We start from the raw sequence: 13,619 nt of genomic DNA, 5'->3' as shown, positions 1-13,619 counted from the left end.
GATTCCCCGGTGGTCGCTCCCCGTCTTCGCCGTGCCCGCGGTCGTCGTCCGTTGCCGTGGGCGACGGTCGGGCTGCTGCTCGCCCTGACCGTCCCGGCGTCGGCCGACGCCGCCCGCCGCGACCGCTGGACGCCGGCGCTGAAGCTCGGCCCGAAGCGGGTGGCGATCGACGACCGCTACCTGACCACCACGGCCGCCGACCGCCCCGCCGCCCCGGGCACGATCGGGCCGGCCGAGGCGCTGCGGGTCGGGCCGTCGGCCAACGGCGACCGGGCGCTGCTGACCGCCGACGGCCGGCGGGTGATCCTGCGCGGGGCCAACGTGGCGGCGCTGGTCGACTACGGCGGCGCCCACGGCACGGTGCCGGTGACCGCCGCCGACGGCGTCCAGGCCCGGGCGCTGGGGCTGAACGTCGTCCGGCTGGCGATCTCGTGGTCGCGGATCCAGCCGCAGCCGCAGGTGATCGACCGTGGCTACCTGGCCGAGGTCGAGCGGGCCGCGCGGGTCTTCGCCGACCGCGGGATCTACGTGCTGCTCGACATGCACCACGACCGCTACGCGGCCAACCTCGGCCAGCCGTCGTACGTCGAGGCCGACGGCGCGCCGGCCTGGGCGGTCGACACCGGCGGCGCCTCCTGCTCGTCGCTGATCGGCAGCCTCCAGGGCCACGGCCGCTACTACACGACCCCCTGCGCGGCCGCCGCGGCGCAGGCGTTCTGGGACGACCGGACCGTCGGCGGCCGGCCGCTCCAGCAGGCCTACGCCGACGCGGTCGCCGCCGCCACCGCGACCGGCCGCCGGCTCGGCCCGGCGTTCGCGGGGATCGAGCTCTACAACGAGCCGGTCAGCCCCGATCCGGCCTGGCCGCCGAGCTGGGCCGAGGAGCGGCTGTTCCCCTTCTACGCGCGGCTGGTGGCGCGGCTGCGGCGCGACGGCTACCGCGGCCCGATCTGGTTCGAGCCGTTCGGACCGGCGGCGGCCCGCTTCGCCGGCGGCGACGGCCAGCTGGTGTTCGCGCCGCACCTCTACACCGACGTCTTCGGCGGCGACGTCGACGCCGGCAGCGAGGGGCGGCTCGGCGCCGCCTACGACGAGGCCCGCCAGCAGGCGGCGGCCTTCGGCGCGGCCCTGGTCCCGGGCGAGTTCCCGGGCGCCGGCGGCGGCCCGTGGGAGGCCTACCGCCGCTGGCAGCTCGGGCTCCAGGACCGCCATCTGACCGGCGGCGTGGTCTGGGTCTGGAAGCAGCACCCGACCAAGGACTACGGCTGGGGCGTGCTGGCCGCCGACGGCGGGCTACGGCCGGGCAGCCGGATCGCGCTCGACCTCGGCCGCCCGCGGCTGGTGGCCGCCGAGCCGCGGGTGCTGGCCCAGGAGGCGGACGACGACGAGCTGACGGTGCGCACCGCGGGCGCCGGCACCGTCGAGCTGTGGACCGGCGCGGCGACCGGGGCGGCGGCGGCCCGCGGGGCGGCGCCGAGCCTGACGGTCGACGGCCGCGCGGCCGACGGGGTCGAGATCGTGCGGGCCGCGGCGACGCTGCCGGGGACGTCGCTCGGGGGCCGTCGGCTGCGGGTCCGCGTGGGCGCCGGACGCCACCTGCTGCGGCTGGCGCCGTAGCCCCTCCAAAGCGTCATGGTCAGGTTCGTGGACCACGACCGCACCAGCGATCGCGAAGGGCGTACAGTAGGGGTATGTCCCAGGTCCCGATTTCCGATCAGGATTCTCCTGAAAAGGTGGCCGGCGCCGCCGCGCCCGTCATCCACGACTCGATCCTCGACGCGATCGGCGAGACCCCGCTGGTCCGGCTCTCGCGGATCGGCGCGGGCCTGACCCCGCAGCTGGTGGCGAAGATCGAGGCGCTCAACCCCGGCGGCTCGATCAAGGACCGCCCGGCGCTGCGGATGATCGAGGCGGCCGAGCGGGCGGGCCTGCTGCGGCCCGGGGGGACGATCGTCGAGCCGACCTCGGGCAACACCGGCGCCGGGCTGGCGATCGCGGCCCGGATCAAGGGCTACCGGGTCGTGACGGTGATGCCGGACAAGATGAGCCAGGAGAAGATCGACCTCCTGCGCGCCTACGGGGCCGAGGTGATCGTCACCCCGACCGACGTCGCGCCCGACTCGCCGCGCTCGTACTACCGGGTCGCCGACCGCCTGACCGAGGAGATCCCCGGCGCCTTCCAGCCGAACCAGTACCAGAACCCCGCCAACCCGCAGACGCACCAGGAGTGGACCGGTCCCGAGCTGTGGCGCCAGACCGGCGGCCGGATCACGCACCTGGTCGCCGGCGTCGGCACCGGCGGCACGATCACCGGGCTCGGGCGGTTCCTGAAGCAGCAGAATCCCGAGATCCAGATCATCGGCGCCGACCCCGAGGGCTCGATCTACTCCTCGAAGGAGGTCCGGCCCTACCTGACCGAGGGCGTCGGCGAGGACTTCTGGCCGGCGACCTTCGACCCGTCGGTGGTCGACCGCTACGTGACCGTCACCGACAAGCAGTCGTTCCTGATGGCCCGCAAGCTGTCCGAGGCCGAGGGGATCCTCTCCGGCGGCTCGGCCGGGATGGCGGTCGTCGCCGCGCTCCAGGTCGCGAGCGAGATCGAGGACCCGAACGCGCTGGTGGTGGTGATCCTGCCCGACGGCGGCCGCTCCTATCTGTCGAAGATCTACAACGACACCTGGATGCGCGAGCACGGCTTCCTCGACCGGCCGCCCGAGCGGACCGTCGGCGACGTGCTGCGCAACAAGGAGGCCGAGGGCGGGGTTCCGCAGCTGGTCTCGGTCCGGCCGACCCACCGGGTGCGGCAGGCGATCGCGCTGCTCCACGAGCACGACGTCTCGCAGCTGCCGGTGGTCTCGCCGCACGACGAGCAGGCGGTCGTCGGCTCGATCGGCGAGCGCGGGCTGCTGCGGCGGGCGGCCGCCGACCCGGGCGTGCTCGACGCCGAGATCGGCGACGTGATGGAGCCGCCGTTCCCCGCCGTCGCCGCCGACGACCCGGTCCGCGAGGCGGTCGAGATCCTGACCGGCGACCAGGACCGGCAGGCGCTGGCGGTGATCGCCGACGGGCGGCTGGCCGGGCTCGTGACCCGCTCCGACCTGCTCGAGTCGCTGGTGGTGCGCTCGTGAGCCGGGTGCCCGACGACGCGCGGATCGCCACCCGCACCGTCCACGCCGGCCTCGATCCCGACCCGACCTACGGCTCGATCGTCCCGCCGATCCACCAGACCTCGACCTACGTCCAGCCGGCGCCGGGCCAGTTCGTCGGCGAGTTCGACTACTCGCGTTCGGCCAACCCGACCCGGACCGCGCTCGAGAACGCGATCGGCCAGCTCGAGGGCGGCCGGGCGACGACCTTCTCCAGCGGCCTCGCCGCCGAGCACGCGCTGATCACCGCGGTCGCCCGGGCCGGGGCCCACGTGGTGCTGCCGAACGACCTCTACGGCGGCACCTACCGGCTGGTCGACAGCGTCCTGACCCGCTGGGGGCTGCGCTACGACCTGGTCGACCAGCGCGACCTGGAGGCGGTCGCCGCGGCGATCCGGCCCGAGACGGCGCTGGTCTGGGTCGAGACGCCGACCAACCCGAGCCTCAACGTCGTCGACGTGCCGGGGGTGGTCGCGCTGGTGCGGGACGCCGACGCCGATCCGCTGGTGGTGGTCGACAACACCTTCGCGACGCCGATCCACCAGCGGCCGCTGGAGCTGGGCGCCGACGCGGTCGTCCACTCGACCACGAAGTACCTGGGCGGCCACTCCGACGTCGTCGGCGGCGCGGTGGTGGTGCGCGACGAGCCGCTGTACGCGGCGGTCCGCCACGTCCAGAACGCGATCGGCGCGGTGCCGGGCCCGTTCGACTGCTTCCTGCTCCACCGCGGGCTGCGGACCCTGCACCTGCGGGTCCGCCAGCACGACGAGAACGGCCGCGCGGTCAGCGAGTTCCTGGCCGGGGTCGAGGGGGTGGCCGACGTCCGCTGGCCGGGCTTCGGCGGGATGGTCTCGTTCCGCCACCCGGACGCGGTCCGGATCGCCTCCTCGACCCGGATCTTCTCGCTCGCCGAGTCGCTCGGCGGGGTCGAGTCGCTGATCGAGGTGCCGCAGGCGATGACCCACCAGTCGGTCGAGGGCTCGGACGCCGCCGTGCCCGCCGACCTGGTGCGGCTGAGCTGCGGCGTCGAGGATCCGGCCGACCTGATCGCCGACCTGGCGCAGGCGATCGCCGGCTGAGGCGGCGGGAGCGGGCGGCCGTATGCTGGCGGGCGTGCCGAAGCCCGCCAGCTCGCCGACCGCCGTCGCCGCCTTCGAGGCGCTCGTGGCCGACCTCGCCGACGCCGGCGCGGTCGCGGGCGCGCTGTTCGGGATGCGGGCGGCGAAGCTCGGGACGAAGGTCTTCGCCGGGCTCTTCGGCGACGCGCTGGTGGTGCGGCTGGGCGCCGACGAGGTCGAGCGCCGGATCGCCGCGGGGGAGGGCGGGCCGTTCGATCCCTCCGGCCGGGGCCGGCCGATGAAGGACTGGCTGGTCAGCGCCGCCGCCGCCGACGCGTGGGCGCCGCTGGCCGCGGCCGCGCTGGCCGTCACCGCCGCCGAGGCGTAGCGGGGCGCGCTTCGCACCGCATGGGTGCCAAACGCGCCCCGGTCTGGCCGGGTCAGGCCTCCGCCGGGGCCTCGGGGTCGGCCTCGTCACCGTCGCCGTCGGCGAGGATCCGGTAGAGCCGTCGGCGGGTCTCGGTCAGGACCTCGGCGGCCTCGGCCTGCTGGGCGGGGCTGCCGGCCTGGGTCACCTGGAAGGCGGCGAAGCCGACCTCCCGCATCAGCGAGCCGACCTTCCAGGCCTGGTCGCTGATCCCGCCGGCCGCGGCCTCCCACGGCTGGCCGAGCCGCTCGCGGTGCTCCTCGACGTGGGCCTTGCCCGCGTCGGTCAGCGCGAAGAAGCGGCCGTTGCCGCGCTGCTCGCCCTGGACCAGGCCCTCGTCCTCCAGCTGCTGGAGCGAGGGGTAGACCGAGCCGGGGCTCGGCCGCCACGCACCGTGGCTGCGCTCCTCGATCTCCTGCATCAGCTGGTAGCCGTTGGCCGTCTCCTGCTCCTCGAGCACGAGCAGCAGGGCGGCGCGGACGTCACCGCGTCCGGCCCGCGGGCCGCGGCCGCGGGGTCCGCCGGGGAACGGCGGGCCGCCGGGACCGCCGGGGAAGCCCGGGAAGCCGGGCGGTCCGCCGCGCGGGCCGCGCCCGTGGCGCCCGGGACCGCCGCGCCGACCGGGGCCGCGGCCGCTGGTCATCGCGCTCAGGAGCTCCAGCCACCGCGGGTCGCCGAACGGCTCGGCCGCTCGGGGGTGGGGGCCGCAGGGGCGGCCCCAGTGGTGTGCGTGTGCCGTCATGTGGCACTCCTTTCGATCGCTTTCGATATGGCGACGATATATCGGTAGCGATCGTTCGTCAAGCGACTGGCCGCCGACGCCTCGCCGCCCGCGACGTTCCGGTCGGTCAGCGACCGGAACGTCACAGGCGGGGCGGGGGCTACGCGCGGCGGTGGGCGAGGAGCGTGGCCAGCAGGCCGATCGCCACGGCGGCGACGGCCACCGGCAGCAGGTCGACCAGCAGGCCAGTCAGGCGCGGATCGAGGACCCCGCTGCCGGCCGCCTCGGCGCGGCGGGCGGCGAGGCCGAGGAGCAGCAGCAGCGTCGCCACGACGGCGACGGCGATCGCGCGGCGCTCGGCCGCGGATGGTCCGGAGGAGCGGGGCCGCGGGGCGGCGAGCGGGGCGCTGGGCATGCGGTCAGCCTGGGCCACGGCGGGCCCGGCTACCATCGCCCCGCGGGGGGAACGGCGACCCCCGGGGTCAGGCGCCGCGCGGCGGCACGCCGAGGGCCGCGCGGGCCTCCTCGACGGTGGCGGGCCGGCGGCCCGCGTCCTCGATCATCTGCCGGCCCTTGGCGATCAGGTCGCCGTTCGAGCGCGCCATCGTGCCGTCGGGCAGGTAGAAGTTGTCCTCCAGCCCGACCCGGATCGAGCCGCCGAGCGAGAGCGCCGCGGCCAGCATCGGCCACTGCACGCGCGAGATCCCGATCACGCCCCAGTGGTGCTCGCCGCCGTCGGGGACCGGTAGGGCGGCCCCGACCTCGGCCAGGTTGTCGGCCATCGTCGCCAGGTTGCGGGCGGTCGGCGGGATCCCGCCGACGACGCCCATCACGAAGTCGGCGTGCAGCGGCCCGTCGAGCAGCCCCATGTCGATCAGCGGCGCCAGGCTGCCGACGTGGCCGACGTCGAAGCACTCGTGCTCGGGCTTGATCCCCAGCCGTCGCATCGCCTCCAGCAGCGCGACGATCTCGTCGAACGGATTGGGGAAGATCGTCGAGAAGACGAACGCCTTCCGCCGCTCCGAGTACTTGGCGTAGTTCATCGAGCCCATGTTGAGCGCGGCGACCTCGGGCCGGCAGGCCTCCAGGTAGGCGATCCGCTTCTCGACCGAGACCCCGATCGTGCCGGTCGAGAAGTTGACGATCGCCGCGTCGCCGACCTCGCCCCGGATCGCCTCGCTGATCGCGGCGAAGTCCTCGATCTCGTAGCTCGGATGGCCCTCCGGTGTGCGGGCGTGGATGTGGATGTGGACCCCGCCCTCGTCGACGATCCGGCGCGCCTCGGCGGCGTACTCGGCCGGCGTGTAGGGGATCGCCGGGCACTGGTCGCGGTTGGCGATCGAGCCCGAGATCGAGCAGGTGAGGATGGCGGGATGATCGAGGCTCATCGGTGCTGCCGACGATACGACCGGTCGCGCGCGACGGCTGCGGCTCGGCTCCACAGTCGCACCGGGGACGGTTGTGGGACCTCCCCAGCGACCGGCTAGGCTGGAGCCGTGCCCGACGCCGCCCAGGTCGACGAGGCCATCCGCTCGGCCGCCGCCTTCCTGGAGCAGGCCGCCGCCGAGCTGGCGCCCCGGACCGCCGCCGAGATCCACGCCGGCGTCCCCGACCTGCCGGCGGCGCTGGCCGTCACCGGGCAGAGCACCGCCGGCGTCCGCGAGCTGATCTCGGCGATCGCCCGCGCCGTCCTCCGCGGGACCGAGCCGGAGGCGCTGGTGGTCCCCGAGCAGACGCTGGAGCACGCCCGGATGTACGTCCGCCGCGGGGTCGAGCTGCCGGTCCTGCTGCGCACCTACCGGGTCGGCCACGGGGTGATGTGGCGGCTGTGGACCGACGCCGTCGACGACCAGGCCGACGATCCCGACACCCGGCTGGCGCTGCGCGACCGGGCGGCGGAGAAGCTGTTCGGCTTCATGGACGCCGTCACCGGGCGGGTGGTCGAGGAGTACCACGCCGAGCGCGAGCGCTGGTCGCGGAGCGCCGCCGCCCGCCGCGCGGCGACCGTCCGCGACCTGCTCGACGGCCAGCCGGTCGATCCGGCCGCGGCCGGGCGGACGCTCGGCCGCGAGCTGGCCGGGCGCCACGTCGGCGCGGTGCTCTGGACGGCCACCGGCGAGGACGCCGCCGGCGCCCCGGCGCGGCTGGAGCGGGCGGCGGCCGAGGTCGCGGTCGCGCTCGGCGACCCGCGACCGCTGCTGGTGCCGGTCGGCCACCGGGTGCTGTGGATGTGGGCCACGCCGGGGCCGGCGGCCGACCACGAGCCGGCCGGGCCGGCGGCGACGGCGCTCCGCGGCGACCGGGTCAGCGTCGCGCTCGGCGAGCCGGCCAGCGGCGTCGACGGCTTCCGCCACAGCCACGAGGAGGCGGTCGCCGCCCGCCGGGTGGCGGTCGTGGCCGGCCGCCGTCCGGGAGCGACCACCCGCTGGCAGCGCTCCGGGCTGCTCGGGCTGCTGGCCGTCGACGCCGAGCTGGCCGCCCGCTTCGCCCGCCGCGAGCTGGGCGAGCTGGACGCCGACGACGACGCCACGGCCCGGCTGCGGGCGACGCTGGCCACGTTCCTGCGCGAGGGCGCCCACGTCGCCCGCACCGCCGAGCGGCTGGGGGTCCACCCGAACACCGTCGGCAACCGCCTGCGCCAGTGCGAGACGGCGCTCGGGCGGACGATCGACCACCGGCGGATGGAGCTGCAGGCCGCGCTGTTGATCCGCGACGGGCTCGGCGGCGGCTGAGCGCCCTGCACAGCCCGCGGCGAAGGACTGTGGAGGTCGCACAGGACGGTCGTCGGCCCCCGATCTAGGGTCCCGACGACCGACCCCGGAGCCGCCGTGACCCCGCCCGCGACCGCCATCGACCCCCGCTCGGACGCCTACGCCGCCAACCAGCAGGCGATGACCGCCCAGCTCGACGAGCTGGAGCAGGTTCTCGACCAGGTCCGCGGAGGCGGGGGCGAGAAGTACCTCGATCGCCACCGCCAGCGCGGCAAGCTGCTGGCCCGCGAGCGGATCGAGCTGCTGCTCGACCGCGACAGCCCGTTCCTCGAGCTGCAGCCGTTCATCGGCCACGGCAGCGACTTCCAGGTCGGCGGCAGCGTCGTGACCGGGATCGGGGTCGTCGAGGGCGTCGAGTGCATGATCACTGCCAACGACCCGACGGTCCGCGGCGGCGCGTCGAACCCGTTCACGCTCCGCAAGGTCCTGCGCGCCAGCGAGATCGCGCGCGAGAACCGGCTGCCGCTGATCAGCCTGGTCGAGTCGGGCGGCGCCGACCTGCCGACCCAGCTGGAGATCTTCATCCCCGGCGGCCAGATGTTCCGCGACCTGACGCGGCTCTCGGCGGCGGGGATCCCGACGATCGCGATCGTCTTCGGCAACTCGACCGCCGGCGGCGCCTACATCCCCGGGATGTGCGACTACACGGTCTTCGTCAAGGACCAGGCGAAGGTCTTCCTCGGCGGTCCGCCGCTGGTGAAGATGGCGACCGGCGAGGTCTCCGGCGACGAGGAGCTGGGCGGGGCCGAGATGCACTCGCGCGTCTCCGGCCTCTCCGACGAGCTGGCCGAGGACGAGCCGGACGCGCTGCGGATCGGCCGCGACATCGTCCGGCGGCTGAACTGGCGCAAGCGCGGGCCCGGTCCGCGGACGCCCGCCGCCGCCGTGCGGCCGCCGCTCCACGACCCGGAGCAGCTGCTGGGGATCGTCTCGGCCGACCTGAAGGTGCCGTTCGACACCCGCGAGATCCTGGCCCGGATCGTCGACGGCTCGGCCTACGACGAGTTCAAGCCCCACTACGGGACCGCGCTCTCGACCGGCTGGGCCGAGGTCCACGGCTTCCCGGTCGGGATCCTGGCCAACGTCCGCGGCGTGCTCTTCAGCGAGGAGGCGCAGAAGGCGACCCAGTTCATCCAGCTGGCGAACCAGAAGGACGTGCCGCTGCTGTTCGTCCACAACACGACCGGCTTCATGGTCGGCAGGGACTACGAGCAGGGCGGGATCATCAAGCACGGCGCGCAGTTCATCAACGCCGTCTCGAACTCGACCGTGCCCCACGTCGGGGTGATCGTCGGAGCCTCGTACGGGGCGGCCAACTACGCGATGAGCGGCCGCGCGTACCAGCCGCGGTTCCTCTTCTCGTGGCCGTCGGCGATCTCGTCGGTGATGGGCCCCGAGCAGCTGGCCGGGGTGCTCTCGATCGTCGCCCGCCAGGCCGCGCAGGCCAAGGGCCGCGACTACGACGAGGAGCAGGACGCGGCGATCCAGCAGATGGTCCGCGACAAGATCTCCTCCGAGCAGGTGGCGCTGATGACCTCCGGCCGCGGCTACGACGACGGGATCATCGACCCGCGGGACACGAGGACGGTGGTCGGGCTGGCCCTCTCCGCCTGCCACTCGGCCGAGGTCCGCGGGGCCGAGGGCTTCGGGGTGTTCCGTCCGTGAGCGCCGCGCCGATCCGCCGCCTGCTGGTGGCCAACCGGGGCGAGATCGCCCGCCGGATCTTCGCCACCTGCCGGCGGCTGGGGATCGAGACGGTCGCCGTCCACAGCGAGCCCGACGGCGACGCGCCGTTCGTGCGCGAGGCCGACCTGGCCGTCGCGCTCGGCGGCGCCGCCCCGGCCGAGTCCTACCTGCGGGCCGACGCGATCATCGCCGCCGCCCGCGCGGCCGGCGCCGACGCGATCCACCCCGGCTACGGCTTCCTCTCCGAGGACGCCGGCTTCGCGGCCGCGGTCGCCGCCGCCGGCCTCCGCTGGATCGGCCCGACCCCGCAGACGATCGAGGCGGTGGGCTCGAAGCTGCGGGCCCGCGAGCTGATGGAGGCCGCCGGCGTGCCGGTGCTGCCCGGCGGCCGGATCGACGAGCGGGTGGCGGAGGACGCGCTCGCCGAGCAGGCGGCCGCGATCGGCTTCCCGCTGCTGGTGAAGGCGTCGGCCGGCGGCGGCGGTCGCGGGATGCGGCTGGTCGAGGAGCCGGCCGGGCTGGTCGACGCGGTCGCCGCCGCGCGCCACGAGGCGGCCGCGGCCTTCGGCGACGGCACGGTCTTCCTGGAGCGCTACGTCACCCGCCCGCGCCACGTCGAGGTCCAGATCCTCGGCGACGTCCACGGCACCGTCAGCGCGCTGCCCGAGCGCGACTGCTCGATCCAGCGCCGCCACCAGAAGCTGATCGAGGAGTCGCCGGCGCCGGCGATCGGCGACGACGTCCGCGCCGCGCTGGCCGACGCCGCGCGCAAGGCGGCGGGGGCGCTCGGCTACGTCAGCGCCGGCACCGTCGAGTTCGTGCTGGCGGCCGACGGGTCGGTCTTCTTCCTCGAGGTCAACACCCGGCTGCAGGTCGAGCACCCGGTGACCGAGCTGGTGGTCGGGCTCGACCTGGTCGAGCTGCAGCTGCGGATCGCCGAGGGCGAGCCGCTGCCGGCGGCCGCGATCGACCCGCCCGCCCGCGGCCACGCGATCGAGGCCCGGCTGGTGGCCGAGGACCCCGCCGCCGGCTGGCTGCCCCAGACCGGCCTGGTCGAGCAGTTCGGCTTCGCCGGCGCGACCGCCGACCCGGCGCCGACCGCGGCCACCACCGGCCTGCGGGTCGATACCGGCGTCGAACCGGGCAGCGTCGTCTCGCCCCACTACGACTCGATGCTGGCGAAGGTGATCGTCCACGCGCCGACCCGCGCGCTGGCGATCCGGCGGCTGGCCGACGCGCTGCGGCGGGCCGAGCTGGCCGGGCCGCGGACCGCCCGCGACCTGCTGGTGCGGACGCTCGAGTCGACCCCGTTCGCGACCGCCGTCCACGACACCCAGCTGCTCGACGGCCCGGCGCTCGATGCGCTGGCCGCGCCGCTGGTCGACGGCGAGCCGCTGCGACGGGCGGCGGCCGCGGCGGCGCTCGCGGGGCAGGCGGCCCGGCGGGCGGCGGCCGGCGCGGGGACGCTGGCCCCGAGCGGCTGGCGCAACGTGCCGGCGGTCGACCAGGCCGCGGTCTACGACGCCGACGGCGCGGGCGAGGACGGCCTGGCGGTCGCCTATCGGCTCGATCGCGGCGGCCGGCTGGCGACCCTGACCGTCGACGGGGCGCCGCTCGGCGAGGCGGTCGAGCTGGTCTCGGCGACCGCCGACGCGGTCGAGCTGCGGATCGACGGGCTCCGCCACCGTTTCGCGACCTTCGCCGGCGCCGACGCGCTGTGGGTCGCGACGGCGGCCGGCCAGGTCGCGCTGCGCGAGCGGCCGCGGTTCCCCGACCACGCCGCCGAGGCCGCGGCCGGCTCGCTGACCGCGCCGCTGCCCGGCACCGTCCTGCGGGTGCTGGCGAGCGCCGGCGACGCGGTCGTCGCCGGCCAGCCGCTGGTGGTGCTGGAGGCGATGAAGATGGAGCACGAGGTCACCGCCCCGGTCGACGGCACGCTCGCCGAGCTGCCGGTCGCGGTCGGCGATCAGGTCGACGGCGGCCAGGTGCTGGCGGTGGTCGACGGCGACGACGGCGGATGAGCGAGCCGCTGCGGATCGCCAACTGCTCGGGCTTCTACGGCGACCGGCTGGCCGCCGCGCGCGAGATGGTCGAGGACGGTCCGATCGACGCCCTGACCGGCGAGTACCTGGCCGAGCTGACGATGTTCATCCTCGCCCGCGGCCGCGCGGCGGGCCGCGGCGACGGCACGGTGCCGACCTTCCTCCGGCAGCTGGAGGAGGTGCTCGGGACCTGCGTCGAGCGCGGGATCAAGGTGGTCGCCAACGCCGGCGGCCTCGACCCGGCGGCGATGGCCGGCCACGTGCGGGCGCTGGCCGAGCGGCTGGGGCTGCGGGTGTCGGTCGCCCACGTCGAGGGCGACGACCTGCTCGCCCGCCTGCCCGAGCTACGGGCGGCGGGGGAGGAGCTGCGGCACCTTGACGACGGCCGTCCGCTGGCCGCGCTCGACGGCGAGCCGGTGACCGTGAACGCCTACCTCGGCGGCTGGGGGATCGCCGAGGCGCTGCGGGCCGGCGCCGACGTCGTGATCAGCGGCCGCGTGACCGACGCGGCGCTGGTCGTCGGGCCGGCCGCCTGGCGCTTCGGCTGGGCCCGCGACGACTGGGACCGGCTGGCCGGGGCGGTCGCCGCCGGCCACGTGATCGAGTGCGGCACCCAGGCGACCGGCGGCAACCTGGCCTTCTTCGCCGAGGTCGCCGACCTCCGCCGTCCGGGCTTCCCGATCGCCGAGGTCGAGGCCGACGGCAGCAGCGTGATCACCAAGCACGCGGGCACCGGCGGGACCGTCTCGGTCGACAGCGTGACCGCCCAGCTGGTCTACGAGATCGGCGGGCCGGCCTACCTGAACCCCGACGTCGTCACCCATTTCGACCGCCTGCGGCTGACCCAGGAGGGGCCGGACCGGGTCCGGATCGCCGGCGTCCACGGGTCGCCGCCGCCGCCGACGCTGAAGGTCTGCGTCAACCACGAGGGCGGCCATCGCAACGCGGTCACGGTCGTGATCCCGGGGCTCGACGTCGAGGCCAAGGCGCGGCTGTTCGAGCAGCAGCTGACGGCGGCGCTCGGCGACGCGCGGCCGGCGGTGCTGGAGACCCGGCTCGACCGCGTGGTCCGCGGCGGACCCGGCGGCGAGGCCTGCGGGCTGCTCGAGGTCCAGGTCAAGGACCGCGACCGGCGGCGGGTCGGGCGGGCGTTCTCGGGCGCGATCGTCGAGCTGGCGCTGGCCAGCTTCCCCGGCTTCCACCTGACGGCGCCGCCGGGCGACGCCCATCCCTTCGGCGTCCACTGGCCGGCGCTGATCGACGCGGCGCGGGTGCCGCACGCGGTGGTGCTGGAGGACGGGCGCCGGATCGAGGTCGCCCCGACCGCGGCCGACCCCACGGCCGCCACAGCCCCCGACCCCGACCCCGACCCCGACCCGCTGCCGCCCGCGCCCGACGGCCCCGTCCGCCGGGTCCCGCTCGGCACGCTGGTCGGCGCCCGCTCAGGCGACAAGGGCGGCAACGCCAACGTCGGCGTCTGGGCCCGCGACGACGCCGCCCACCGCTGGCTGCGCGGGTTCCTGACCGTCGAGCGGCTGCGCGAGCTGCTGCCCGAGACGGCCCCGCTGAGGGTCGAGCGCCACGAGCTGCCGGGGCTGCGGGCGCTGAACTTCGTGATCGTCGGGCTGCTGGGCGACGGCGTCGCCGCGTCGACCCGGCCCGATCCCCAGGCCAAGGGCCTCGGCGAGCAGCTGCGCGCGCAGCCCGTCGACGTGCCCGAGGCGCTGCTGACCCCTCCATCGACCACCGCGAGGACCACCCCGTGAGC

11 protein-coding genes are annotated in these 13,619 nt (G+C 75.8%); 8 read left to right on the top strand and 3 right to left on the bottom strand.

Going from position 1 to position 13,619, the window contains the following annotated elements:
• The first annotated feature begins 9 nt into the window (after positions 1-9).
• The 4 genes from SH587_RS09975 (at position 10) to SH587_RS09960 (ending at position 4,592) form a co-directional block, all read left to right on the top strand.
• Entirely contained in the window at positions 10-1,617 is a 1,608-nt protein-coding gene (locus SH587_RS09975; RefSeq protein WP_320670452.1) for a cellulase family glycosylhydrolase, read from the top strand.
• Positions 1,618-1,691: 74 nt separating this feature from the next.
• On the top strand, positions 1,692-3,128 hold the full coding sequence (locus SH587_RS09970) for a cystathionine beta-synthase (RefSeq protein WP_375341747.1): 1,437 nt from the start codon (positions 1,692-1,694) through the stop codon (positions 3,126-3,128).
• A gap of 5 nt (positions 3,129-3,133) precedes the next feature.
• Positions 3,134-4,225 (top strand): trans-sulfuration enzyme family protein, encoded by a 1,092-nt coding sequence (locus SH587_RS09965; protein WP_375341752.1) that lies wholly within the window; start codon positions 3,134-3,136, stop codon positions 4,223-4,225.
• Between the two features lie 34 nt (positions 4,226-4,259).
• Positions 4,260-4,592 (top strand): hypothetical protein, encoded by a 333-nt coding sequence (locus tag SH587_RS09960; RefSeq protein ID WP_320670449.1) that lies wholly within the window; start codon positions 4,260-4,262, stop codon positions 4,590-4,592.
• Positions 4,593-4,644: 52 nt separating this feature from the next.
• Here the strand turns inward: SH587_RS09960 and SH587_RS09955 are convergent, their stop codons facing one another.
• The 3 genes from SH587_RS09955 to SH587_RS09945 all read right to left on the bottom strand — a co-directional run bounded on the left by SH587_RS09955 (position 4,645) and on the right by SH587_RS09945 (position 6,740).
• A complete protein-coding gene (locus SH587_RS09955; RefSeq protein WP_320670448.1) occupies positions 4,645-5,373 on the bottom strand; it encodes a PadR family transcriptional regulator in 729 nt (242 codons plus the stop codon).
• A gap of 139 nt (positions 5,374-5,512) precedes the next feature.
• On the bottom strand, positions 5,513-5,767 hold the full coding sequence (locus SH587_RS09950; protein WP_320670447.1) for a hypothetical protein: 255 nt from the start codon (positions 5,765-5,767) through the stop codon (positions 5,513-5,515).
• 67 nt (positions 5,768-5,834) lie between these two features.
• Positions 5,835-6,740: a beta-keto acid cleavage family enzyme gene (locus SH587_RS09945; protein ID WP_320670446.1), complete on the bottom strand. Its 906-nt coding sequence runs from the start codon at positions 6,738-6,740 to the stop codon at positions 5,835-5,837.
• A gap of 108 nt (positions 6,741-6,848) precedes the next feature.
• Between SH587_RS09945 and SH587_RS09940 the strand changes: the two genes are divergently transcribed.
• The 4 genes from SH587_RS09940 (at position 6,849) to SH587_RS09925 (ending at position 13,617) form a co-directional block, all read left to right on the top strand.
• Positions 6,849-8,084: a PucR family transcriptional regulator gene (locus SH587_RS09940; RefSeq protein ID WP_320670445.1), complete on the top strand. Its 1,236-nt coding sequence runs from the start codon at positions 6,849-6,851 to the stop codon at positions 8,082-8,084.
• Positions 8,085-8,243: 159 nt separating this feature from the next.
• A complete protein-coding gene (locus tag SH587_RS09935) occupies positions 8,244-9,788 on the top strand; it encodes an acyl-CoA carboxylase subunit beta (protein ID WP_375341751.1) in 1,545 nt (514 codons plus the stop codon).
• A complete protein-coding gene (locus SH587_RS09930) occupies positions 9,785-11,830 on the top strand; it encodes an acetyl/propionyl/methylcrotonyl-CoA carboxylase subunit alpha (RefSeq protein ID WP_320670443.1) in 2,046 nt (681 codons plus the stop codon). The genes SH587_RS09935 and SH587_RS09930 overlap by 4 nt, the downstream gene beginning before the upstream one ends.
• Positions 11,827-13,617: an acyclic terpene utilization AtuA family protein gene (locus SH587_RS09925; protein ID WP_320670442.1), complete on the top strand. Its 1,791-nt coding sequence runs from the start codon at positions 11,827-11,829 to the stop codon at positions 13,615-13,617. Before SH587_RS09930 ends, SH587_RS09925 begins: the two co-directional genes overlap by 4 nt.
• Positions 13,618-13,619 lie beyond the last annotated feature (2 nt).

Origin of the sequence: Patulibacter defluvii (assembly GCF_034096925.1) — a bacterium.
GTDB classification, from domain to species: domain Bacteria; phylum Actinomycetota; class Thermoleophilia; order Solirubrobacterales; family Solirubrobacteraceae; genus Patulibacter; species Patulibacter defluvii.
Note: the sequence above shows the minus strand (reverse complement) of the source record. Positions and strands in the feature narration are given on the sequence as shown.

Coding starts and splice junctions, on each gene's coding strand:
- SH587_RS09955 (WP_320670448.1), bottom strand. CDS start 5,373: ATGACGGCACACGCACACCACTGGGGCCGCCCCTGCGGCCCCCACCCC.
- SH587_RS09970 (WP_375341747.1), top strand. CDS start 1,692: ATGTCCCAGGTCCCGATTTCCGATCAGGATTCTCCTGAAAAGGTGGCC.
- SH587_RS09935 (WP_375341751.1), top strand. CDS start 8,244: ATGACCGCCCAGCTCGACGAGCTGGAGCAGGTTCTCGACCAGGTCCGC.
- SH587_RS09925 (WP_320670442.1), top strand. CDS start 11,827: ATGAGCGAGCCGCTGCGGATCGCCAACTGCTCGGGCTTCTACGGCGAC.
- SH587_RS09945 (WP_320670446.1), bottom strand. CDS start 6,740: ATGAGCCTCGATCATCCCGCCATCCTCACCTGCTCGATCTCGGGCTCG.
- SH587_RS09950 (WP_320670447.1), bottom strand. CDS start 5,767: ATGCCCAGCGCCCCGCTCGCCGCCCCGCGGCCCCGCTCCTCCGGACCA.